This window comes from Lentimonas sp. CC4, from assembly GCF_902728235.1.
Taxonomy (GTDB): domain Bacteria; phylum Verrucomicrobiota; class Verrucomicrobiia; order Opitutales; family Coraliomargaritaceae; genus Lentimonas.
The window spans coordinates 2,981,380-3,005,035 of record NZ_CACVBO010000001.1; the positions used below are offsets into that span (position 1 = coordinate 2,981,380).

A 23,656-nucleotide genomic window follows, 5' to 3' on the forward strand; every position below is an offset into this window, starting at 1 on the left:
GCTACGTCTCCGCGCACTGCCTGCAAGTCTTTTTTGATAAATGTTACATTTTTTTCTAATCTGTTGAGAAACCGTTTGCCCAAGTGCCTTGAGGAACTAATGAAGAGGCTATGAATTCTGATTCTTTGCCGTTTCCATTGCCGACTCAACCGCTGCTTAAGGTCGAGGGGCTTCCGTATCCATTGGTCGCCTCTGGAAAAGTGCGCGAAGTCTTTGATATGGGCGATGCTCTGCTGATGGTCGCGACCGACCGCGTCTCAGCGTTTGATGTGATTATGAACGAGGGCTTGGCTGGCAAAGGCGTGCTATTGACACAGATCAGCCTGTATTGGTTTGCACGGGCCGGAGCTGTTACGAAGCACCATCTAGTGGACGACCATGCCGAGCGGGTTGCCGAGCTCGGCAAGGCGCATCCTGAACTGGAACATCGCAGTATGATCGTTAAGAAGCTCAACCCATTGCCAATCGAGGCAGTGGTGCGTGGATATCTCTCAGGTTCAGGGTGGAAGGCCTATCAGGAAACTGGCCAACTGTTTGAATATACGCTGCCAGAGGGCTTGCAGGATAGCAGTGAGTTGCCGAAGCCTGTCTTTACGCCGACGACTAAGGTGGCGAGCGGCCATGATATGCCGATCGATTGCGCAGATGCTGGCAAGTTGATTGGTGAAGAACTCTTTCAGCGTGTGCATGACCTGAGTCTGGCACTCTATAATATGGGTGTGGAGCGTGCGGATGCGGCGAACCTTATTTTGGCAGACACAAAATTTGAGTTTGGTTTGGATGACGCGGGTGAGCTCTATTTGATCGATGAAATCCTGACCCCGGACTCTTCACGCTATTGGCCACGTGAGGGCTATGCGCCAGGAGGGGCACAGCCGTCGTTTGATAAGCAGTTTGTGCGTGATTACTTGGAGTCGTTGGATTGGGATAAGACGCCACCGCCACCGCCACTGCCTGAGGACGTGCTCGCTGGCACCTTGGAACGCTATATCGAGGCTTACAAGACCTTGGTCGTGGAGTAATATGCCGATTTGGTTGATTGATGTCTTGGGGGCGAGGAACCTGAACAGTGCGTTCCTGATTCTTGCGCTCATGACTTTGCCGATTTGGATTGGTATGGTTTGCTTGCCAAATTCGCGTCTGGTGCGGCAGTTTGCTCAGCCTTTGATTGTGGCTCCCATTTATTGCACGGTGCTATTTGTGTTGTTGTGGAGATGTTATCAGGCTTCAGTGCTTCCTGACCCGATGAAGGAGATCAGCTACTCGGCGGCTCAGGGATTTGCCCGGCATCCAGTCGCATTTCTGACATTCTATTGTAATTTCCAGATAATGAATTTGGCTCTTGGCACTATGATGTATCAAAAAACACTGCGCGCAGGCTTTCGAGCACCTGTCGAGTTGGTGCTCTGTTGGTTGCTAGGCGCACTTGCATTCGTTCCGTTTGTTATTCGTTTGCTGATCAGGAGGCAGTCGATTCGATGAGGGAACTGACTGAATTGGCGATGGCAGACATCGGCACGCGTAATCGAAGCGGGGGAGTGTGGCGATTGGGGTTAATGTCTGCCGTTATTGTGGTCGGTTATGTGTTGGTTCGTAATTATTTGTATGTCGACGCGGGGATGCTGCGACCGAACTTTGCTCAAATCCACAAGGCCTACGATTTTAATTTGTGGGAACTACCGATGACGCTGTTCGGTTTCGCAGCGGTGTTTGCGGGCTTGGCGGCTACGTGGCGCGGGCAGCGTAAGGGGCTGGTGTGGATTGCGCTGCTGTATGCATTTGTCGCCGTGGATCTCTTAGGACTACGGTATTATGTAACTTCGGTCGAGCCAGAGCGCTTGGTCGTGCATCATGTGCGGTTGGAGACTCCGAAACTAACGAAGCCGCTACGTTTGCTGCATATTTCAGACATTCAATCGGGTGAAATTACTGATTATGAAGTGAAGGTCTTTGCTGAAATTAAGGCGCTGAAGCCTGACTTGGTTTTAAATACAGGAGATCTCCTACAGGTTGTGCCACCTGCGACGTTCGAGGCGGAATTTTCCAAGTTACTTGAGTTGATCAAGGAGGTGAACCCACGTCTGGGCACCTTTGCGGTGTATGGCGATACAGAGCGAGAGCTTTACCGTTATTCACCAGAGCAGTTGGCTCCGCTGCGGATCTTATCTTCGCGCTCAGCGCAGATTGATACGGGTGGTGGAGTGATTGATTTGCATGGCTTGAGCCTTTACCAATCGAAGAATGAACTCTGGGCGACGCGCACAGTCGAAGATTGGCTCGCACAGACTAATTCCGATGATTTTCGTATTCTGCTCGGACACGCTCCGGATTATGCGTTGAATGTCGTCGATCTGCCCGTGGATCTTTGCCTTGCTGGGCATACCCACGGTGGTCAGGTTCGTGTGCCATGGCATGGGCCGTTGGTGATCGATAGTGAGGTGCCAAAGGAGTGGTCGCGTGGTTTCAGGCGTATTGGCATTCCGTATTTAAATGTATCCGCGGGAGCGGGGTCGAATCGGTTCGAAGGGCTACCACCGCTACGCTTCAATTGCCCAACTGAGATGACGCTGATCGAACTAGTGCCGATGCGCTCGATTCGTTGAGGCTGCGCGCCTCGTATTAGAGCAGGTTCGTCGGCAACTGATCTTCGATCGTTACTTCGGTTCCAGATTCACCTTGTGACACGCGGCCCACTGAAATATCTTGCGCGATATGATCAATGCAGTTGGGGCTAACTGGTTCGTCGCAAAGTTCGGCTTCCACTGTCAGTGCTGTGAGTGCTCCGACACGTTTCCACGCTTCACGTGGTTCGTAGTCTAAGCCAGAGGAGAGATGGTCCGCTAGTGTTTGCCAGAGCGCTGCCCACTCACTCGAAAAATGTTGAGTCAGCGGATTTCTTTCGGCCTTACGCCATCGAAGTATTTGGTGGGTCGCCGCGTCCGCTCGAATGTGGCGAGTGAGTATCTTGCAGAGTCGGCTGATGGCGCTAGATGCTGAACTATTCTCTGTCAGCGTGAGTTCACTGCATAATTCGTCAACAGAGGGCAGCCACTGCCGGCTGTCGGCAACTCGTTGGAGTAGGCCGTTTAGATTACCAAAATAACGGTAAATCAACACCTTGTCGGCACCTGCTTGATGCGCGACTGCATTGATGCCTAAGGCACTGCAGCCATCCGCAGCAACAAGCTCCAATACAGCATTGAGGAACTTTTCTTCGGTGTTGGAGCGAGATCGTTTGCGGGGCATTTCGAGAACTTAGAAGAGTTTTGCCGCGAGTCGCAAGTCTTGCTCTGCCTAAATGTAGATTTTTTATTGAATCCCTAACGGAGCTGTTAATTTTTAATAGAGTGCCTGCGTTATCAAGATGTGACAATCTCTAGCGTGCGATGTCGTCTTGGCCGATAATTTTTAGCTGATGCAGTGTAATCGTCTCAGCTGCGAGTTCGTTATCTTCCAAGCTGATTGCTAGGGCAGATCGATTGTTGGGGCGAGAGACGAATGGGTAAGTGTAGTGAATGTTAATTTCAGCTTGAACGAGTGCTGAGGTAACTTTTCGAATGTCTGCTTCACTGACTAGTTCGACTGCGAGGAGTTCACTTTGAACAAATGAGAATTGATGCTCAATGAGTAGCTTTTGAGCCTCTTCAGGGTAGTCGACGATGATTCGAATGATTGAGCTATCTGTGGTGTCGAGGATCGATAGCGCCATGATGTGCACTTCATGGACGGAGAGTAGGCCGATGATTTCGTTCAGCCGACCAACTTTATTGTCGGCATGGATCGAAAATTGAATAACGGGGCGAAAGGCTCCAGGTCTGCGCATCACATCAGTTGGCATAGTGATGAGAACATACCGATACTGTGCCAGCTTGCACGAATATTTTTTACAGCAATAAATACCCGAACTTGCTGTCGAAGTTGATTCATACATTCTGCATGTTATGTCATATACACCATGCTCCAATCGTTATAAAAAATTAGACTATGTTCGCTGCGGCCGCTCAGGACTGAAGTTGCCGTCTATCTCGCTGGGGCTATGGCATAACTTCGGCGATGTGGATGATTTCGAGAATGCGCGCGCGATGCTTCACTGTGCGTTTGATCAAGGAATTACGCATTTTGATTTAGCGAATAATTACGGCCCTTCCGCTGGTTCTGCTGAGAGCACGTTTGGCAAGATACTGAAGAAAGATTTACACCCATATCGAGATGAACTTCTGATTTCGAGCAAGGCGGGCTACACGATGTGGGAAGGCCCATACGGTGACTGGGGCTCGCGCAAGTATCTGATTTCGAGCTTAGATCAGAGCCTTCAGCGGATGGGGCTCGATTATGTCGACATATTTTACAGTCATCGTATGGATCCAGGCACGCCACTTGAAGAGACGATGGGAGCGCTGGACTATGCAGTGCGCTCGGGGCGTGCTCTGTATGCGGGGATCTCCAACTATTCTGCTGAGAAGACTCGTGAGGCGGCGGCGATCTTGCGCGAACTCGGCACACCTTGCGTGATCCATCAAGCACGTTATAATATTTTTGACCGTTGGATTGAGGATGGACTAACCGATGTGTTGGAGGACGAGGGGATCGGTGCGATCGTATTTTGTCCACTCGCACAGGGCATGTTGACCGATAAGTATCTAAAGGACGTGCCAAGCGATTCACGTGCGGCGAAGGCGCATGGTTTTTTAGAAGAAGCGTCTGTGCATAATCATATCAAGAAGATTCGAGCCTTAAACGACATCGCACAGGCTCGCGGGCAGTCGTTGGCGCAAATGGCGATTGCATGGGTGCTGCGGCAGAAGTCGGTGACCTCTGCATTAATTGGAGCGAGTCGACCGCAACAGATCTCGGATAATCTAGCGTCATTGAATGCAGCACCGCTGAGTGATGATGAATTACAGGCGATCGATGCCATTTCTTTGAGCTAATGTGCTGCCACGAAGTATTGGTAAGCTAGCCCGAACTCCCAGTATTCACCCTATATTATGGCCAATTTTCAACTTGTAAATAATTTGGTATGATATGAGCATCTGCGCGTAGTTACCCATGCTCATTTACCGGGCATCGTCGTTACAAATAACTAACTCTTATGAATCTAAAAACTCTTCCTATTATCCCACTACTGGCGGCGGCTGGGCTTTGTTCCTGCCAGTCGTCATACGATGCGTCGAAAATACCTGCTGCAAGTCATCCGACTGATGGTGAGTTGATGGTAAAAGCGGTCAATGACCCGATTGAACCTGTGAATCGTGCATCGTTCGCGTTGACTGAAGGCTTGTTTGATTATGTGCTCTATCCCGCGGCGAAGGGCTACAAGTGGCTGATTCCTGAGCCAGGCCGTAAGAATATTTCCAATTTTGGTGCCAATATTACTTATCCTGTTCGTCTGGTAAATAACTCATTGCAATGGCAATGGAGTGAGAGTTGGACAGAAACCAAGCGGTTCGGTATCAACACTACGGAAGGTGTTTTGGGGCTCTATGACCCTGCAACAGCCAAGTATTCTTTAAGAGCCAGCAAGGAGGACCTCGGTCAGACTTTCGGCAAATGGGGCTGGAATTCCCAAATGTATTTGTTCATCCCTGTCCTTGGGCCGAGCTCTGAGCGTGATGCTCTAGGTATGTTCGGAGATTCTTATCTGAATCCCGTTTCATACGTCGAGAGCCCGTATAACTATGTGAGCAAAGGGTTTCTAGGCTTCAACGAGCTAAGCATACATGCGGATACAATCCACAATTTCCTGGTGGAGAATTACGACCCTTATGAACTATCACGTTTGCTTTATAGCGCGGCTCGTGAGGCAGCAATTAGTAATTATGCGCATGATAGCACCAGCAGCGACGGTGCTGAGACTCAGACGCTTCGTGCTATTTTCGCCAAGCCAAGCAACCCAGATTTCAAGATGCAATGCATCGATGATTCGGCAGTGATTGAAGGATGGAAGCAGGAGTTGCCGTATTCACTCTGGCTACAGCCTGAACCTGCTCCGCTGATGGTTCAATTACCAGGCTTGGGCTCATTCCGTAAGGGCAATATGGATTTGGCGCTGGCTGAATTGGCTTACGAAGAAGGCTATAGCGTCCTAATTTTCAGTAATACCTTTAATTGGGAATTCATGACTTCAGCGCCTCAAGGGTATGCACCAGGGTATGTGAATCGCGATATGGAGCTTCTGCGCGAAGCTTACCAAGCCATTATGATCGATGCTGAGGCTACATATGGTGCAGATCATTTCCAACAGCGTTCACTCAGCGGCATGTCGATGGGCGCTTGGTATACCTTGAACCTTGCAGCTGATTTGAAGCACCGTGGCACTGATCACTTGGTGGATAATGTCATCGCGATCAATCCTCCGGTCAATCTTCTCGATAGCTTGGGCGCGCTTGATTTACTATATCGTGCACCCTATCAAAATGGCGATATGGACCGCGCAAAGCAGACTATTGATTCTGCAATTGCGAAGGCATTCATCAGTGCCAGCATGGGGTTAACGCCCACATCTGATCTGCCATTCACCAATACAGAGGCATCGTATTTGATCGGTTTGAATTTTAGATTGACGCTGCATGAGGCGATTATTGCAGGTGCTTTTAATGAAGAGCTCAGTGTCTTCGGTAGTAAGGGCGCACTCTATAAGGATATGGAAGCGCTGAGTTTTGATGACTATTATAAGAAAATTGCAGTCATGGTGAATGAGCGCCAAGGTGTGACTGAGAAGGACATCCAAGAATCTGTGAATTTGGAAAATCGTAGTGAGCAGTTAAAGCAAGTTAAAGGCTTACACTTGGTTCTCAGCGACAATGACTTCCTGTTGAATCCTAAGGAGTTGAACTGGCTGAAGACTACATTCGCTGGTAAGACTACAGTCTTTGAGCAGGGCGGCCACCTCGGTGAGCTCTGGCGTCCGGAACTGCAGGCAGCAATCCGCGAGCAGTTACGCAAGAACTATAATAATAAGTAGTCTTCACGCGCTTAAGGTTTAAGCATACATTGATAGACAACAAAAGGGCTCTGCAAACACTGCAGAGCCCTTTTTTCGCTTAAAGACGTAATGTTGTTGTCTGAATTACTCGACGTTCTGCACCTGCTCACGGATGCGCTCGAGAGCATTTTTGCCCTCGATCACGGAACGAGTGATTTCAATCGGTGAGGATTTGCTGCCTGTCGTATTGAACTCACGGTGGATTTCTTGGCAAAGAAAGTCCATCTTGCGTCCAGTGGCTTCCTTGGCATCGATGAATTCCTTGAACTGCTCAAAGTGGCTGTTGAGGCGGGTGAGTTCTTCACTGATGTCGGATCGGTCTGCGAAGATTGCGACTTCCTTGAGCACGCGTTCGTCATTGATGTCTAGTTCAAGCTTCAACTGTGTGAGGCGTGCCATGAGGGCATCTCGATAGGATGCGACGGTATTCTCTGCATTACTGGCGATCTGCTGGCGGATCGTATCGAGCTCCTGCATGCGCTCTTTCAAATCTTGTGCGAGTGCGTTGCCTTCGTTGAGGCGCATGGCGTCGATGTCGACCAAGGCTTGGTCAAAGGCTGTTTTGATCGAAGGCTCAAGCTCACGCCAATCAGGGAGTCCGCCATCATCTTTCTGCGTCTTCGCTAGTTCGAGTAGCAAGTGGCTATCTACGACGAAGGGTAGGCTACGGCTTTCAGCATAAGATTCTAATTGCTGTAGGCTCGCATCCATCTTTTTCGCACTCCACGACAGGCCTGTCTGCGCACCTTCGGTCGATTCGACCTTGATCTGAATATTGACACGACCGCGCTGAAACGCGCCCTTGAGCCAAGCATTGCATTGCTGGTCGAGTCCATTCCACTCGCGTGGGCAAGAGACTTGAGCGTCTAAAGTCTTACGATTGACCGAAGTAATTTCTACTTCGATGCGCACATTGTGTTCGGGGGCATCGGCAGAGCCGCGCCCATATCCTGTCATACTTCTCATAGTGCAGTTGTAGTCCGACGCACAGTGTGGCGGCGATAACATTTTTTAGGTCACTGGCATTAGTGCGTCTCAACGACTTCTGCTGTGACTTTACCGTGCGCTCCGATTCGGTAGTGTAGGTGCATCACAGTAGGGTCGTTGGTCGCGTTCTTAGGCAGGATAATCTCTTTTTGATGAAATTGATTATAGTCGTCTGTCCACGAGATGATAGCGTTTTCTGCCATCATGGTGCGTCCATCAAAACCGACGTTTAGGGACTTATGTGGCAGAATGGCATTGGTGGCGCCGACTGTGCCGTTTGGCTCGTGCCTGACATGGACATTGTGGAGTGTGCCTTCAGTGTCATTTTGAATTGTGGCTTCATTGACGACGAAACGTTGGTTTTTAAAGCTTTGGCATCCGGAGGTGCCAAGTGCCAAGAGACATGTGAAGAATAGTGCGAAGTAAGGCGCGAAAGGATATCTCATGATAGGGGGAGTGTGACCTCGTTATTGCTAATTAGTTGCCTTCTTTTTTATGGCTGCCGATGTGTCCGACCAAGCCTGCCACTAGAATTGCGGTATACATGACGCCTGTGACTGCTTCCAGATAGGCAACCATGCGTGCAAATTGGCTGACTGGTAAAATATCACCATAGCCTAGTGTCGTCAGCGTGACGAAGCTGTAGTAAAACAGTGCCGATCCTTTTGCGTGCAAATCGCCGTCGGTGACCGACACGAACGAGAATGAGTTCGGCTGCAATAACTCAATGAATGAATATAGTAGTGCCCAAGCGATGCCGATTAAGATATAAGCGACTATAGAACCACAAAGTTCATCAGCACCCATTTGCTTCTTTCTAAAAATCGAGGACAGAATCACCCAAATCACATAGACAATAAACAGGATCACAGTCGGGAGCAGTATCATATCTATCAAATCATAGTGTTTAAGCCCACTTTCTGATTTCAATATCCGGTTAATCAGTGAAATAAATATCAGTATAAATACAAATCCACCGGTATAGAGTGAGCCTTTGTCGTTATGCTTCTCATCCTGCAATGAAATCGCTAAACTTGACATTGTAATGAGGCACCATGCATTGAGGCATATGTCTCCAAAGCTTTCGTTTTCTACGAGAGGAAATAATATCAACGTAACTAGAAGGCAAATTAGGAACAAGGTGTATTTACCTGTCTTATCTGCGATTTGATGGATCGTATTTCGTATTGGATGTTTCACAATAGTCAGGGAAGGAGGCTTTTTACGAAGCCTGTTTTAGTCAGGTTGCGCAAGGTTTAGTTAATAGGTGATGTTTGCGGAGTTAGTAGGGCTGTATCTTGCAGTCGATTTGTTCGCCCCATGCCAGAATCCCACCTTGCAGGCTTTTGATTTCCGAGAAGCCATAGTGTGCCTTAAGGGCTTTCAGAGCTTTCATACTGCGCACGCCACCTTTGCAATAAACAACAGTTGGCAGGTCGGCCCTCAATCCTAAGGTGCTGAGATCGACCTGCTGCCCTAGCGCGTCTTTCAGAGGTATGTGCAACGAGTCGATTTTACACAGTTCGCGCTCCCATGATTCACGCACATCAATCATTTGCAGCGGCCTCTCGCCATCGGCCAATTTTGCACGGAGTGCTTCGGCGCTAATTTCCTCGCTCGCAGTCTCGGATGAGATTCCGCAGGCGAATTCGACTTCGGTTAATTCGGTTACGTTAGCAGCCTCGGGCACGCGCTTGAATTGCACTACAGTCTGGCTCATTTCCAAGGCATCAAAGATTAGCAGCTTTCCTGACAGTGGTGTGCCGATCCCTGTGAGGACTTTGATCACTTCCGTTGCTTGAATCGTCCCAACCATACCGGGCAACACGCCGAGCACGCCAATTTCGGAGCAATTCGGGGCATCCTTTGGGTTGGGCGGCACGGGGAATAGGCAGCGATAGGTCGGACCACCTTGATAGTTGAAAACACTCGCTTGCCCTTGAAAGGTATACAGCGCGCCATACACCAGTGGTTTGCTCGCGAGCACGCAGGCATCGTTCACTAGGTAGCGTGTGGGGAAGTTATCCGAGCCATCCAGCACGACATCGTAGCCACTGATCAATTCGATCGCATTGTCCACGCTCAGGCGTGTGGGGTGTGCCACCGCATTGATGTCCGGGTTTATCGCCATCAGGCGTGCGGCAGCGACGTCTGCTTTCATTTGGCCGACATCGGCATCGGTATATAGAATCTGTCGCTGCAAATTTGAGCGGCTGACACGGTCATCATCGACGATTCCTAGGGTGCCTACACCTGCGGCGGCCAAGTATTGTAGGGCAGGGCAGCCGAGGCCGCCCGCTCCGATAACGAGCACACGTGCGGCTTTGAGTTGTAACTGCGCGGTCTCACCAAATCCAGGCAGCGTTAAATGGCGTTGGTAGCGTAGGAGTTCGCTTTGGCTGAGATCCATTATTTAGGAAAGAAGCAATTGGATGAAGATCAAGTAAAGCGGACTGAGTTTGTGTGGAGTCTAACTCAGTCGATCTCGATCTCACTCGGATCGTAGTTCACCTTCGGATAGCTCAACTGTAGATCTTCTAGTTGTGCGACGACGATTCGAGCCACGAGTAAGTTACGCGCCCATTTTTTGTTGGCTGGTATCACATACCAAGGAGAGTGCGGCTTACTGGTCTTTTCAAAAACGTCTTCATGTGCGTCCTCGTATGCCTCCCATTTAGCGCGCGCGACAAGGTCGGACTGATCGAATTTCCAATTTTTAGCGGGCACATCGAGACGCTCCTGTAAGCGTTGTTTTTGTGCGTCGCGGTCGATGTGTAGGAAAAACTTTAGTATGATGGTGTCCTCGTCGACGAGTAATTGTTCGAAATCGTTGATGTGGCGATAGCGCTTCTTCCAGACCGATTCAGGTTTCAGATTATTCACACGCACCGCCAAGACATCCTCGTAGTGGCTGCGATCGAAAATCATAATTTCGCCGTTGGCGGGGGCACATTTGTGGACACGCCAGAGATAGTCATGTGCGAGATCATGGCTGGTTGGCTTTTCGAAGCTTGATACGTGAACGCCTTGTGGGTTTACGCCGCGGAATACGTGTCGAATGGTGCCGTTCTTACCGCTGGTATCCATTCCTTGTAGGACGATTAAGAATTTGCGTCGGCGATCGACGTGGAAGCGTTGCTGTAAATCCGCTAGGCGTATGTTCAACTCGTTCAGCTCTTTAAGTGCCTCCTTTTTACTTTCAGGGATATCATCCCAAGGCGATGCATCGATTTCGGAGAGCTTGTTGTTTTGTCCGTTTTGGATTCGGTAGTGTTTGTAGGCTGTTAAACTCATAGGGTCAGTTATTTACGGCTATAGACTAGCACGGTGTTAGCATTATGTTGAAATAGAAGGCCTGTGAATGAGCGCCCCGGTTCTTGATAGTATTGTATAAAAGAGTCGTAGAATTCGTCAGGAATCAAGGCTGGTATTTGCCCGCCCGCCTCATTTTGATTGGCAGTGTCCAACAGAACCGCTCGAAAACTATCTGGAGCACTCAAATCAGACTGTGCAACGGAGGCAACAATCACGGTCGCATCTTTGTTCAAATAACTGTCAATGTCGGCCAAATAAAATGCAGCGGTTTGCGGAGGTGGGGGCGGTTCATCGGTCAGCACTTGGTTGCGGAAGGCATCAATCTTGTTCAGTGTAATACCTGATATTTTTGCCAAATCATCGACTGCCGCGATCGGGCGCGCTGCGATGATCGAGGCAGCAAGGGCTGGGCCAATTCCTGGCAAGGATTCGAGTTGCTCGGCACTTGCGGTATTCAGTATAAGTTTGCCAGTGCGGCTCGCTGTGCTGACGACCACCGCTTTAGTCGAGGACGGCGTTGCGGCGGCGTCACGGTTTTCGATGTCGGCAGTGAGCGCGTTGAGACCAGCGAGTTGGAGTGAATCGGGTGAGTCGCTCCAAATCCCAGTCCGAGTGCGTTGAGCGTTGCGCTCGTGCTGCTTTAGCTTGCTTAAGTGTGTGCGTGGCATCACGCCGTCTGGCCAGCGGCCTTTGGTCGGCATGCCATAAATACGTGCGAGGCCGTTGCGAACTAAAGCTTCAGAGAGCATCTCGCCGGACTTGCTGCGAACGAGTCCGAAGAAGCGTTTCTGCTTACCGCCGCGTGCGTCTGCCCATTGGGTGATGACCGTGAATTCACCACGTAGGAATTTGTGCGTGTAGGCCTTGGCGAGTTGTCCCGCTTTGATGACGTCTGGCGCTGGGATTGAGAAATAACGAGCTTGGTCGCGCACTCGATCCATGTAGGCCTCATTGGTTTCGAGGCAATCGACGAAATAGAGACGAATGATGAAGGTCTGGTCCTCGTGTTTTACTTTAAAGCTATCACCGTCATTATTGGGGTCGCTGACAAGGCGGCAGTCTTCCAGCACTTCCCATACGCCAGTGTTGGTTTCAGCCCAAGAAGTCGCAGAAAGCAGTAAGCTACACAAACTAATCAGAGCAGACAGGCAGATACGCATGGCCTTATTTCTACTATGAATATTGACGGTGGCAAGTGTTGGAATGCGCTGAATTTGATTTCTCCTGAAGCTTGCGCATCTCATCGCCTTCGATTTGCTTTTGTATCTAGTGCCTAATCTGACTTTAACGAATGAATTACTAATAGCCCTGCAAGGAATCGTCCCTGCGGAGATTGTTTCGGCGGTCGATGTTGTCATGAATGAGGCCGAGCCCTTTGAATATAACGAAGAGGGTCAGCATCTGGGCAATGCAGTGGTTGCGCGACGCAATGAGTTTATCGCTGGGCGACGTTGTGCGCGAGCCGCGCTTTCTGGGATCGGCGAAGCGCCGTGTGCCTTGCCGCCTGATGCAGATGGCATTCCAGCATGGCCGAAGACTGCCGTTGGTTCGATCTCGCATTCTCGTGGCCTCTGTTGTGCCGCGGCAGCGACAGCGGAGTCGATGATCTGTGTGGGGCTGGATCTGGAAAAGACGACACGGCTAAGTCCACGTGCGATGGCGCGGGTCGTGCATCCTCTAGAAGCCAGCTTTGTTGACGGCGATCAAGCGAAGGGAAGCCTACTCTTTAGTGTGAAGGAAGCATTTTTTAAGGCACAATTCCCAGAGTGGGGAGCACAGCCGAACTTCAAAGACCTGGCACTTGCGATCGACAGCGAGTCTGAGCAAATGTCGGTTCTGGAGATTGCTCCGCAGTTGCCAGAAGCCTTACGTGATGCGGCCATGCGTATGCAGTTTCGCTACCGTTTTTTCGGCGACTATGTTGTTACGCTGTGTTGGTTGGGACGCTAGAAAGAGGACTGACTCGTAGTCTCAGTTGAAGTCAGTGGATTACTTAGACCCTGTCGTATCGATTCGGATTACGATATAGATTCTGATTAGGGGGATTTTAAAGTTGTAGGATGTGCCTATCGTAGAGGGCGCGTTTAGCTAATCCTAATTCACACGGCCTTTACTGTGCAAAGAACCGCGTCCTACACCTCGTCGCGCAACCAAGGGAGTTGCTTTAAGCCTTCAATGTCGCCGCGTGCCAGTTCCTTCCACAGGTGCAAGGCTTTGTCGCGTTTGATACCAGTCATGTAGCGGGGTTGGTCATCATCGTCATCAAAATTCTCGTATGTTACGACTCCATTGGGATACAGCGTAAGCGACCATCCACTGACATCATGCACGAGCGCTAGGTCAGGGTGGTCTGCTTCGTCAAAGTCAGGCATGTCGAGTTGCTGGATCAGCTCCTCCATACGTTCATCATCCGGATTTAGCTCCGAAATGCCATCCATATCAGTGGTGTGATAGAGATCCATCTGGGCTACCTATAAGTCTTTGTAGAGCACTTTGGAGTTTCGTCCATTTGCCAGATAGTTCGTTTTACGCGCCTCAGGCAGATCATCAGAGCTGCCTTCTTGGAACTCGCAAAGCTTGGTGAAAAAGTGAGTCGCCTGTGTGGTCATTGCGATCACACGCTTTGCACCACGCTGCTTTGCGTCGACTTCTGCATATTCTACCATGCGCCGACCGACACCTTTATTTTGATAAAATGGTTGCACATATACGCTCCCGATTTCGATCACAGCGCCGTCGTCGTAACCCTGCAAATGCACGCAAGCGACGATGCTGCCATCAATTTCGTAAACTAGAAAGTCGTCAATTGCATCTTCGATTTCTGTTTGCGAACGGTCACGCAATGTTTCCGAGCGCACACCGTTGCGAGTGATGTTATAGATCGAATAAGCATCTGCCTTCACTGCGCGGCGTATCGATTGGTATTCGTTACTGTATACCATCGTGCCGATGCCGACTTTATCGAAGATTTCATTGAGCAGTGCACCAAATAGGCGCCCATCGAGAATGTGTGCACGTGGCACGCCAGACTCGATCGCTTTGACGGCATAGTGCGCTTTGCTTAGTAAGCGTTCTGCAATCGTGGCTGCTTCGGTATTTAAAAGTTCAGCCAGTTCTGCGACTGGAAGATTCGTCAGCGGTTCACCATCGATCCGTAGCCCATCTTGTGTGGTGAGGTAAATCAACTTAGATGCGTCGAGTTGTGCTGCGAGTTCGGCTGCAAGCAGGTCGGAGTTGATCCTTAAAGACGCGCCTTCGCGACTAAATGCAATCGGCGTAATGATGGGGATCGTATTCGCTTCCAATAGACTGTTCAGTAGGGCGATATCGAGTTTGTCGACGCGCCCGCTGAGGAGTTGGTCTTCACCCTTGACGATGCCAAATTCTTTACTGCGCACAGCATTACTGGATGCGCAACGTAGGCCATTACGTGTCAGGCCTTGCATCACACTTAAGCTCACCAGTGCAGAGGCTTTGGTCGCTAACTCGAGCGTCTGTTCGTCGGTCTTACCTTCACCGTGTGCGTTGGTGATCTCAATTCCTCGTGTGTCTGCAAGTGTGTTCAGCTGCTGTCCGATGCCGTGCACGAGCACCACTTTGATATTTAGTGAGCGGAGCACTGCGATATCCAATAGCACATTCTGAAAATTCTCATGCGCGACGAGACTGCCATCCAACGCAATGACAAACACGTGATCACGAAACATAGGGACATATTTCAAAATGCCTCGAAGGTCTGTTGGTTTGATGGTGCTTTCGCCTATGGTCTGAGTGGTCATTAAAGTGCGGATTACGTGAATTAACCGGAATTATCAAGGATTCATGCCTGAAATGGAATGCTATAATTGTCTATTGTTTTCTCTGCAGTAAGCGAGGCTTGCCAGTCTAGCTTACCGTGCGTCAATCTACTTAAGAATGCCAACTGATCCTCTATCCACGATACCCGAAGCGTTTGTTGAGCCCGTCGAGAGCTTTCTGGCTTGGCTGGAATTGGAGCGTGGGCTCTCAACGAACACGATTTCGGCGTATGCGCGCGACTTGGCGCAATATACACACTTTTTGCTGCAACAAGGTGTCGCTGACTGGGGCGCAGTCAATGAAGGCGCAGTGAGCGCTTGGACTGTGCATTTGAGCGAAGCTCAATACGCACGCAGTAGTCAGGCGCGCAAGTTGTCTGCAATCCGAATGCTGGCACGTCACCTCGTGCGTGAAGGCGTTCGCAAAGATGACTTTACCGAGTTAGTTTCAGCACCGAAGCTATCGCGCAAGCTGCCCGAAGTGCTCACGCACGATGAGTTGAAGCGCCTGTTAGAAGCGCCACCAGCGTCTACGCCGCACGGTTTGCGTGACCGCGCCATTCTGGAGCTATTCTATAGTAGCGGCCTACGCGTCTCGGAGCTTTGCGGCATTTTACTACAAGCGATCAACCTCGACGACGGTTATGTGCGTGTTTTCGGCAAAGGATCCAAAGAGCGTATTGCCCCCATTGGCAGTGCTGCAGTCACTGCGGTGCGTGATTATTTGGCAGGGGCGCGGCCACATTTTGTGAAGGCGAAGACGGGGAGCGAGCTCTTCCTCAGTCAGCAGGGCAAAGCCATCTCACGTAAGATGGTGTGGGTAATGATTAAGCAATGTGCAGCCAAGGCCGGTATCAAGAAACCGATCAAACCGCACTTATTACGCCACTCCTTTGCCACCCATTTGCTTGAAGGCGGAGCCGATCTCCGGGCTATCCAAGAAATGCTGGGACACTCAGATATCTCGACTACGCAGATTTACACCTCGGTTCAATCCGCTCGCTTAGCGGATGAGCACGCACTCTATCATCCTCGATCTAAAGACGGGTGAAGGAGAGCACTTATTGTGTCTTACGAATCAGCACAAGCTGGGCTTCTAGCCAGACTTGCATGGTGCGCTGATCGCCATTGGGCTCAATAATATGGTAAGGTTTGCCAGACCATGAGCTTTTACTGGCAAGGCGTGTAATGAAGTGCTCGGTGGTGTCGGCGTATTTACCTCCACGTTTGAGCTTTAGACGCATGTGATCGGCACCTTCCTGGGCGGTGTAAGTTTTACCATTGCGCTCAAAGGTGCATCCGCTCTGCTCAACCGCTTCAATGAGCTGCTGAATCTCTTGAGCCGCAGCCGCACTCGGCTTGGCGGCGTTGAGCCAGTTCCCGAGGCTCAGAGAGAGAAGGACGATGGCGAGGAGTGTTTTAAATCGATTCATTGGTAGAAAGTGCGAGTGTTACGATTAGCGGGTTGTGATCAGAGGTATCGACTTCAACCACGCGGGATTGTTTCACTTCAAGGCCACGGGTGAAGATATAGTCGACGGGATGACCCATTTTATGACTGCGGTGATCTGGCTCGAAACCAACCTCCGTGAGGTTGAATTTTGAGGTAAACGGCAGCAGCACGTCTTTGCGCGCCTGCCTCCATGTATTCAGATCACCAGAAAAGACGATCGGGCCACTATGTGCTTCTAAAATACGGCCGACCTCGTCGAGTTGCTTGGTGAATGCTTTGGTGCCGAAGGTGAAGTTGATCGCATGCATATTGACCAGCAGCAGCGAGTTGCCGTCCTGCCCTAGTGGAAATTGCACGATGCTTGTTTTTTTAGGGGAACGCAACCAAGGCTCTGTCGCTTCAAGCGAACAAAAAAAGCTCGGTGGCACACGGCTGACGGTCATGACGCCACTGCTGTGCTTATTGGTTTCGTAACCGGGAGCAAACGACCAAAATAGGGGTTTTTCTCGTGGTTGCTTCATTTCTTCGACGAAGATCGCCTCCTGTAGCAACACAAGCTGTGTATTCGCCGCCATTGCCTTGAGTTCCTGCTTCCAACCTGGATTGCTGCCTTTCTCGATATTCCAGCAAATTAGCTCGAATTCGTCCTTCAACTCATGGTGAGAGGGCGCTGTCACGGTCTGGAGGCTCATGCTGCGAATGCACTCCTCTACAGAAAAGAAGATCGGCGCATCATGGTTCGACAGCCGATCTGGGGCACCATGCAGTGCGACAACGGCAAGCAGGCACGCGATGGTGAGTCGAATTACATTGAATGGCTGGTGAAAGTGCATGTGAGGGGCGATTATTTAGCGCCAGAAACCTACGACGCAACCTTGCACTGACCTTTATATCGCGGGAAAGTTCCATGCCAATCGCATTTGTTGACACATAAGATCAGCTAGTTGATGACACCGTTTTTTAGGTTCATCGTCGATGGCGGGGAGCGGACTCGCGGGGCAGTGAATTACTGAGGCGGAACGAAGCTCAATTGCGTTGTGGCACGGGCATCTCGGAGAGAGCCTGTTTTACGTGGTCGAAGCCATGCTTGCCTGTCATTCGACCAGCACATGGTTATAAAAAAGCAGGCGACGCATGCACCACCATTTTTAATCAGATATTCCCTAGTGCGCTGTGTGCACCAATAGCCATCCCGCGAATCGACGATAATACCGATTTTTATCCCACACATCTTCGGTCCACTCGCAGCTTAAGGTATTGGCAGTTGTTACTACTCATTCAGCCTGTGAGGTGTGGAACTTGATTCAAGGCTACGCCCAGCGTGACGTGGTCGTGCGTTACAAAGCCGGCTGCGAGAGGGTGGCGTCGCAAGTTGTTGCGATGCTTGACGAAGACTTCGGCTTATCCCAAGTGACGGTTTCTCCTTTAACAGTGTTAGTGGTGTCGTCATTGATTTTACTATTCCGCGATCGAACCGCTATGCGTAAGTTAGTGCTGCAGTAAACTAAGCCTCGGCCCCGAATCCGTAAAAAAAAGAAAAGCACAGACCTCGGGTAAACGCACGATTGGTAGATTTAATAAGTCTTGTATACTAGGGACACATAATTAGCTGTGCCCACAAATATCATACCTCATGAAACTACACAATAAATCACCCCGTCGTTCCTTCCTTAAAAAATCTGCCATTGCTGCGGGTGCGATACTCGGAGCTCCGATGATTCTCCGAGCTGAAACGTTGGGAAATGGCTCAAAAGCCGCCGCCAGTTCGCGAATGGGTATCGGTTTCATCGGCACTGGTCTCATTGCCCAAGGGCATTTAAGATCCTTCTCCGCAATGAAGGAGTTACAGGCAGTCGCTGCATGTGATGTTCGCCAGTCCAAGGTGGATGCGGCGCTCAAGACCTTATCCAATAAGGGCGCGAGCTCCGTCCTTGGCACCAACAACTACGAGGAGGTCTTACAGAACCCTGACGTAGATGTGGTGTGTATTGCCACGCCCGATCATTGGCACGCGGCAATCGCGATTGAAGCGATGAAAGCGGGTAAGGATGTCTACGTGGAGAAACCGATGACTCTGACTCTCGAAGAAGGCAAAGCGGTGCTCGCTGCGGAGCAGAAGTATGGTCGCATTCTGCAAGTCGGCTCTCAGCAACGCTCGTCGGCTCACTTCCGTATCGCAGCGAACTTGGTAAGGAATGGGCTGATTGGTGAAGTCAAAGAGATTTACGTAAGACTCGGAAGAATACCTCAACCGCCTGAAAACCCTCAAGTAAAGCCCGTTCCGGAGGGGTTCGATTATGAACGCTGGCTCGGCCCGACACCTTTCTATGAATACACCGATGAACGCGTTGAATCGGCTTACGGTGGTGGTTGGCGCTGTTACTGGGACTATGGCAATCGCAAGTTCGGTGACTGGGGTGCGCACCACTTCGACATCGTTCAATGGGCGCTTGGTCGTGATGATACTGGCCCTGTCGAGTTTATCCCCATGGGATACAACGGTGCTAAGCACCATCACTATCGTTATGCCGATGGCATTACGGTATGGCGCGATAAGGCGCCGAATCATGGGCACATGATTCGCTTCATCGGAACAGAGGGGGAAGTCCATGTCAGTCGCGGCAAGATTGCCACACTGCCGAAGGAACTCGTCCGCTACCGCGTTACCGATGACGATATTAAACTCTACGAGTCAAAGAATCACCGTCAGAACTTTATCGATTGCGTGAAGTCCCGTGAGCCGACGATTTGTCCGGCCTCTGTGGGGCACCGTTCCGGTAGTATCTGTCAGCTCGCTGTGATCGCCGAACGTCTTGTTCGTCCGATTAAATGGGATCCTGTAGCACAGCAGATTCTTGGCGATCCAGAAGCCCAATCGATGCAGACTCGCCCACGTCGCAAGGGCTATGAACTACCGAGCTAAGGTTCGGAGCCAGGTGGCCGTCGTTTGAAGCTGAAATGTATCACTCCGTTTCAGTGCAATAACTGAATGTTGATCACAGATTATGTGATCAAGAAATCCCCTCTGGTCACGCTCACTGTTAGCGCGACTATATATTATTACCATTATGATTAAAGCAGTCCTCACATCTTTATCGATCGGAGTCCTCGTCTCCCAATCCATCAGCGGAGCCAGAGCACCCGTTCCTGAACCACTCAACCCCACGGTCGACCTCAATTTCACGAGCAAAGCCTCCGCGCCAGAGGAGTCGCTGGCACTTTGGTATGATGAGCCTGCCGCGAAGTGGGAAAATAACGCGCTGCCAGTCGGCAATGGCCGCATGGCAGCGATGGTTTTTGGAGGCGTCGATCGTGAACGCATACAGTTTAACGAGGAAACGGTGTGGGAAGGGAAATATATCGACCGCCATAATCCGAAAGCCTTAGAGGCCTTACCAAAGGTTCAGCGCTTGCTTTTCGAAGGTGAAAATGAGGAGGCTAAAAACCTCGCAGCCAGCACCATGATGGGCATTCCGGCCCGGGTGAGATCCTACCAGACTTTGGGTGATCTCTTTCTGGAGTTCTCTAAGCCAGGTGAAGTGGCGAAGTATCGTCGTCAGCTTGACCTGACCACGGGCATTGCACGCACCACCTACCAAAGTGAAGGCACCACTTTTACTCGCGATGTCTTTGTCAGTGAGCCGGATCAAGTGATTGTCATTCGCCTTACAGCCGATCGCCCGAGTCAAATCAACTTCGCCGCACGCTTTGAACGCAAGCATGCCACCATGAGTGAAGGGCAGGGTAACACGCTCGTCATGCGCGGCAAACTCCAAGCGATCAATTATGAGGCGCAGCTAATCCCTAGGGTTCAGGGTGGTAGCGTAAAAACTGAAGATGGCCAGTTGATCGTTCGCAATGCCGACGAAGTCACACTTTTACTGACAGGTGCGACCAGCTATGTCAGCGCCGAAGACTATTCGGCAGACGCCACAAAGCGCTGTGACGCCTTTCTCCTGCCAGCTTCGCAGAAGCCTTACGGTGCGATTCTCGCGGATCACCTCCAATCACACCAAGCCTTATTCAATCGTGTTCAGCTCGACCTCGGCAGCAACAAAGCGCCGAACTTGCCCACCGACGAACGCCTGAAGGCGATGAAGGCCGGAGCAGAGGATCCGCAGCTTGAGGCGCTGTATTTCCAATATGGACGCTATCTCCTGATGGGCAGTTCACGGCCGGGATCTTTGCCTGCGAATTTGCAGGGCAAGTGGTGCCAACATTACCAAGCACCATGGAATAGTGACTATCATTTGAACATTAACTTTCAGATGAACTACTGGCCAGCGCAAGTCGCCAACCTCGCCGAGTGTCATCTCCCATATTTCGATTATATCGAAAGCCTAGTGCCTTACGGGGAGAAAACCGCAGAGCTGCATTACGGTGCTGACGGCTGGGTCGTGCATCACCTCTCTGATATTTATGGTAAGACCACGCCTGCTGATGGTGTGCATGGTGTTTGGCCAATGGGAGCCGCTTGGACTGTGCGCCAATTTATGGAGTATTATTGGTTTACCGGCGACGAAGTGTTTCTACGTGAGCGCGCCTATCCCATCATGAAAAGCTCTGCTGAGTTTGTTCTCGATTTTCTTGTAGAAGCGCCTGAAGGCACACCTGTTGCAGGTCGACTTGTGACGAATCCATCGCACTCACCAGAGAATAGTTTTATTAAAGAGGATGGCTCCGTGTCATTGTTTACCTATGCGTCGACGATGGATCTGCAAGTTATCCATGGTCTGTTCACCAACTTGCTGGAGGCCAATCTCATCCTCGGCCCCAATGGCGACTTCGATCCAGAGTTTCGTGCAGAAATTGAAATCGCTTTAGCGCAACTCGCACCCATGCAGATCAGTGAGAAAACGGGCCGCCTCATGGAATGGGTCGAAGATTATGACGAGCAGCAGCCTAAGCACCGTCACGTTTCGCATCTCTATGGCTTACATCCCAGTAATCAGATCAATAAGAACGACACCCCCGAATTCTTTGAGGCCGCACGCAAGTCGCTTGAAGCGCGCGGAGATAAGAGCACTGGTTGGAGCATGGGCTGGAAGACAAATTTCTGGGCACGCTTCCACGATGGTGAACGCGCTCACACGCTACTACGCACTCTATTGACTCAGGGGACCTTGGATAATCTGTTAGATACCCATGCGCCCTTCCAGATCGATGGCAACTTCGGCGGCACCGCTGCGATTGCTGAGATGCTCGTGCAAAGCCACGCTGGCGAAATCGAGTTTCTACCTGCGCTGCCCAAGGCATGGCCGACCGGCTACGTCAAAGGCTTACGAGCCCGCGGCGGCTTCGAGGTCGATATCGCCTGGAAGGACGGACAGTTAACGGAAGCCACCATACGATCGCTCAACGGTAAACCGCTGAAACTACGTTATGGATCCAAGACTTTCGAAAAAGATCTGGCGAAAGGCGCGTCATTCACTTGGAGCGGGGAATAGTGACCGCGCGCGGGAAAAGGCTACAAAAAGTGAAGCAGGTCAGGTTTAATAAAAACACACCAATGAAAACACATAGAACCCTCTTGTTAGCCGCGACTCTGCTTTCGTTCGCGGTCAATGTCTTTGCCGAAACCGCAGCGAGTCAAAAACCAAATGTGGTTTTGATTTTCACCGATGATCTCGGTTACGGGGATGTGGGGTGCTATGGTGCTAGCTTGGTGCAGACGCCAAATATCGACAGGCTGGCGGAAGGAGGTCGTCGGTTTACGGATGCCCATTCGGCGTCGGCCGTCTGCACGCCGTCCCGGTATGCGTTACTGACGGGGGAGTATCCCTTTCGAGCAAATAACGGGCGTGGCACTTGGGGGCCGTTACGGTATGATGTTGGGCTGTTGATCCCCACTGATACCTTTACGATCGGTAAGCTTTTTCAGGCTGAGGGCTACACCACCTCCTGTTTTGGGAAGTGGCATTTGGGCTGGGGTGATCAGGATAAAAACGATTGGAGCATGCCGCTCGGATCTGGTCCCAATGAGCTCGGGTTTGATTACTATTGGGGTATTCCCCGCGTGAACTGTAACCCGCCGTATGTTTTTGTGGAAAACAATATGATCGTGGGATACGACCCCGAAGATCCGCTTGTCCTCCTCAAAAAAGGCGAGACCCCGACACCTATACGCAGATTCCCAAAGGAGGCATCCACGAAAGGCGGAAACAGGTTCAGAGGTGCTGTGAAAGCGCACGAACTGTATGATGACGAAATGGTAGGAACACGGCTGACTGAACAAGCGGTAGGGTGGATTGAAGCGAATAACCCTTCGACCACCTCGACAGGCTCAGGGCAGGCAGGCTCAGGGCAGGAGAAGAAACCGTTTTTCCTACTGTTTAATACAACCAATATTCATCACCCGTTCACCCCAGCACCGCGCTTTAAAGGAACCAGCCAATGTGGACTATATGGTGATTTTATTCATGAATTGGACTGGATGGTGGGTGAGTTGATGCGCTGTCTGGAAGAGAACGGGCTGAGTGACAACACGCTCGTCATTTTCACCAGCGATAATGGCGGCATGTTTAATATTGCGGCACAAAACGCGTTTAAAGACGGACACCAAATCAATGGCGATTTGCTTGGGTTCAAGTTCGGCGGTTGGGAGGGGGGACATCGCGTTCCGTTTATTGCCAGCTGGCCCGGAAAAATCCCCGCTGGAACCGTGTCGGATCAGCTAATCTGCAGTATCGACATGATGGCTACATTTGCCGCAATCACCGGACAGACGATTGATCCTGTTGACAGTGTGAATATGTTGCCGGCCCTGGTTGGAAATCCGCAGAAACCAGTTCGTGAAGAGCTCGTGCTTGCCGCCGTTAAGTCGTCGCATTTGTCGCTTCGAAAAGGAAAGTGGATATACATTCCTGAACAGGGATCCGGCGGATTTAATGGCACCAATCCGGGTGCCCACGACTTTGGCGGGGCTGCGGCCGCTTCGTTTACTGGGCATCCGAACAGCGATGTTGTCGACGGCGAAATCAAGGCTGGTGCGCCGCCCGCACAACTCTACGATCTGGAAGCGGATGTAAACCAGACTCATAATCTCTACCATGACTATCCCGAAGTGGTTGAAGCGATGCGAAAGGAACTGCAAGGTTTTCGCGAATCCGTTAAATAAAA

General features: G+C 50.8%; 24 protein-coding genes. 12 read left to right on the forward strand and 12 right to left on the reverse strand.

The window, feature by feature from the left end; all coding sequences use genetic code 11:
- Positions 1 to 110: 110 nt before the first annotated feature.
- The 3 genes from GZZ87_RS12830 to GZZ87_RS12840 are packed head-to-tail and all read left to right on the forward strand — an operon-like array spanning position 111 to position 2,603.
- Positions 111 to 1,022: a phosphoribosylaminoimidazolesuccinocarboxamide synthase gene (locus GZZ87_RS12830; protein WP_162024965.1), complete on the forward strand. Its 912-nt coding sequence runs from the start codon at positions 111 to 113 to the stop codon at positions 1,020 to 1,022.
- Position 1,023: 1 nt separating this feature from the next.
- Entirely contained in the window at positions 1,024 to 1,482 is a 459-nt protein-coding gene (locus tag GZZ87_RS12835) for an abscisic acid-deficient protein Aba4 family protein (RefSeq protein ID WP_162024964.1), read from the forward strand.
- Positions 1,479 to 2,603: a metallophosphoesterase gene (locus GZZ87_RS12840; protein ID WP_162024963.1), complete on the forward strand. Its 1,125-nt coding sequence runs from the start codon at positions 1,479 to 1,481 to the stop codon at positions 2,601 to 2,603. The genes GZZ87_RS12835 and GZZ87_RS12840 overlap by 4 nt, the downstream gene beginning before the upstream one ends.
- 16 nt (positions 2,604 to 2,619) lie before the next feature.
- On the opposite strand, the gene GZZ87_RS12845 is transcribed toward GZZ87_RS12840, so the two are convergent.
- Together GZZ87_RS12845 and GZZ87_RS12850 are read right to left on the reverse strand one after the other, a co-directional pair.
- Positions 2,620 to 3,246: a TetR/AcrR family transcriptional regulator gene (locus GZZ87_RS12845; RefSeq protein WP_162024962.1), complete on the reverse strand. Its 627-nt coding sequence runs from the start codon at positions 3,244 to 3,246 to the stop codon at positions 2,620 to 2,622.
- Positions 3,247 to 3,376: 130 nt separating this feature from the next.
- Positions 3,377 to 3,838, reverse strand: coding sequence for an acetolactate synthase (locus GZZ87_RS12850; RefSeq protein ID WP_162024961.1), 462 nt, complete (start codon positions 3,836 to 3,838; stop codon positions 3,377 to 3,379).
- 103 nt (positions 3,839 to 3,941) lie between these two features.
- On the opposite strand from GZZ87_RS12850, the gene GZZ87_RS12855 reads away from it, so the two are divergent.
- Both GZZ87_RS12855 and GZZ87_RS12860 read left to right on the forward strand, forming a co-directional pair.
- The gene (locus GZZ87_RS12855; protein WP_162024960.1) at positions 3,942 to 4,931 is read left to right on the forward strand and encodes an aldo/keto reductase; all 990 of its coding nucleotides are present in this window, start codon (positions 3,942 to 3,944) and stop codon (positions 4,929 to 4,931) included.
- Between the two features lie 161 nt (positions 4,932 to 5,092).
- Positions 5,093 to 6,964, forward strand: a complete 1,872-nt coding sequence (locus GZZ87_RS12860; protein ID WP_162024959.1) for a VacJ family lipoprotein — start codon at positions 5,093 to 5,095, stop codon at positions 6,962 to 6,964.
- A gap of 105 nt (positions 6,965 to 7,069) precedes the next feature.
- Here GZZ87_RS12860 and GZZ87_RS12865 read toward each other — a convergent pair whose 3' ends face one another.
- From GZZ87_RS12865 to GZZ87_RS12890, 6 genes are all read right to left on the reverse strand, one after another.
- Positions 7,070 to 7,942, reverse strand: coding sequence for a YicC/YloC family endoribonuclease (locus GZZ87_RS12865; protein ID WP_162051198.1), 873 nt, complete (start codon positions 7,940 to 7,942; stop codon positions 7,070 to 7,072).
- A gap of 68 nt (positions 7,943 to 8,010) precedes the next feature.
- A complete protein-coding gene (locus GZZ87_RS12870) occupies positions 8,011 to 8,418 on the reverse strand; it encodes a hypothetical protein (protein WP_162024957.1) in 408 nt (135 codons plus the stop codon).
- A gap of 31 nt (positions 8,419 to 8,449) precedes the next feature.
- Entirely contained in the window at positions 8,450 to 9,172 is a 723-nt protein-coding gene (locus GZZ87_RS12875; protein ID WP_162024956.1) for a potassium channel family protein, read from the reverse strand.
- Between the two features lie 82 nt (positions 9,173 to 9,254).
- Positions 9,255 to 10,382, reverse strand: a complete 1,128-nt coding sequence (gene moeB, locus GZZ87_RS12880) for a molybdopterin-synthase adenylyltransferase MoeB (protein ID WP_162024955.1) — start codon at positions 10,380 to 10,382, stop codon at positions 9,255 to 9,257.
- Between the two features lie 65 nt (positions 10,383 to 10,447).
- Positions 10,448 to 11,266 carry a PPK2 family polyphosphate kinase gene (locus tag GZZ87_RS12885; protein ID WP_162024954.1) on the reverse strand — a complete coding sequence of 273 codons (819 nt, stop codon included), beginning with the start codon at positions 11,264 to 11,266 and terminating at the stop codon, positions 10,448 to 10,450.
- Positions 11,267 to 11,274: 8 nt separating this feature from the next.
- A complete protein-coding gene (locus GZZ87_RS12890; RefSeq protein WP_162024953.1) occupies positions 11,275 to 12,447 on the reverse strand; it encodes a helix-hairpin-helix domain-containing protein in 1,173 nt (390 codons plus the stop codon).
- A 109-nt stretch (positions 12,448 to 12,556) separates the two neighbouring features.
- Here GZZ87_RS12890 and GZZ87_RS12895 point away from each other — a divergent pair, with 109 nt between their 5' ends.
- Positions 12,557 to 13,237 carry a 4'-phosphopantetheinyl transferase superfamily protein gene (locus GZZ87_RS12895; protein WP_162024952.1) on the forward strand — a complete coding sequence of 227 codons (681 nt, stop codon included), beginning with the start codon at positions 12,557 to 12,559 and terminating at the stop codon, positions 13,235 to 13,237.
- A gap of 182 nt (positions 13,238 to 13,419) precedes the next feature.
- On the opposite strand, the gene GZZ87_RS12900 is transcribed toward GZZ87_RS12895, so the two are convergent.
- Positions 13,420 to 13,749: a hypothetical protein gene (locus GZZ87_RS12900; RefSeq protein ID WP_162024951.1), complete on the reverse strand. Its 330-nt coding sequence runs from the start codon at positions 13,747 to 13,749 to the stop codon at positions 13,420 to 13,422.
- Between the two features lie 9 nt (positions 13,750 to 13,758).
- Positions 13,759 to 15,066: an amino-acid N-acetyltransferase gene (argA, locus tag GZZ87_RS12905; protein WP_162024950.1), complete on the reverse strand. Its 1,308-nt coding sequence runs from the start codon at positions 15,064 to 15,066 to the stop codon at positions 13,759 to 13,761.
- A gap of 136 nt (positions 15,067 to 15,202) precedes the next feature.
- Between argA and xerD the strand changes: the two genes are divergently transcribed.
- Positions 15,203 to 16,135 (forward strand): site-specific tyrosine recombinase XerD, encoded by a 933-nt coding sequence (gene xerD / locus GZZ87_RS12910; RefSeq protein WP_162024949.1) that lies wholly within the window; start codon positions 15,203 to 15,205, stop codon positions 16,133 to 16,135.
- A gap of 10 nt (positions 16,136 to 16,145) precedes the next feature.
- Here the strand turns inward: xerD and GZZ87_RS12915 are convergent, their stop codons facing one another.
- Both GZZ87_RS12915 and GZZ87_RS12920 read right to left on the reverse strand, forming a co-directional pair.
- Positions 16,146 to 16,517, reverse strand: coding sequence for a DUF5329 domain-containing protein (locus GZZ87_RS12915; RefSeq protein ID WP_162024948.1), 372 nt, complete (start codon positions 16,515 to 16,517; stop codon positions 16,146 to 16,148).
- Complete coding sequence (locus tag GZZ87_RS12920) at positions 16,504 to 17,229, reverse strand: endonuclease/exonuclease/phosphatase family protein (protein ID WP_244652042.1); 726 nt, start codon at positions 17,227 to 17,229, stop codon at positions 16,504 to 16,506. Before GZZ87_RS12920 ends, GZZ87_RS12915 begins: the two co-directional genes overlap by 14 nt.
- Before the next feature lie 42 nt (positions 17,230 to 17,271).
- On the opposite strand from GZZ87_RS12920, the gene GZZ87_RS19770 reads away from it, so the two are divergent.
- From GZZ87_RS19770 to GZZ87_RS12940, 5 genes are all read left to right on the forward strand, one after another.
- Positions 17,272 to 17,421, forward strand: a complete 150-nt coding sequence (locus GZZ87_RS19770; protein WP_244652041.1) for a hypothetical protein — start codon at positions 17,272 to 17,274, stop codon at positions 17,419 to 17,421.
- A gap of 373 nt (positions 17,422 to 17,794) precedes the next feature.
- Positions 17,795 to 18,040: a hypothetical protein gene (locus tag GZZ87_RS12925; RefSeq protein WP_162024946.1), complete on the forward strand. Its 246-nt coding sequence runs from the start codon at positions 17,795 to 17,797 to the stop codon at positions 18,038 to 18,040.
- A gap of 130 nt (positions 18,041 to 18,170) precedes the next feature.
- Positions 18,171 to 19,460, forward strand: a complete 1,290-nt coding sequence (locus GZZ87_RS12930; protein WP_162024945.1) for a Gfo/Idh/MocA family oxidoreductase — start codon at positions 18,171 to 18,173, stop codon at positions 19,458 to 19,460.
- A 145-nt stretch (positions 19,461 to 19,605) separates the two neighbouring features.
- Positions 19,606 to 21,984: a glycoside hydrolase family 95 protein gene (locus GZZ87_RS12935; RefSeq protein WP_162024944.1), complete on the forward strand. Its 2,379-nt coding sequence runs from the start codon at positions 19,606 to 19,608 to the stop codon at positions 21,982 to 21,984.
- A gap of 62 nt (positions 21,985 to 22,046) precedes the next feature.
- Positions 22,047 to 23,654 carry a sulfatase-like hydrolase/transferase gene (locus tag GZZ87_RS12940; RefSeq protein WP_162024943.1) on the forward strand — a complete coding sequence of 536 codons (1,608 nt, stop codon included), beginning with the start codon at positions 22,047 to 22,049 and terminating at the stop codon, positions 23,652 to 23,654.
- Positions 23,655 to 23,656 lie beyond the last annotated feature (2 nt).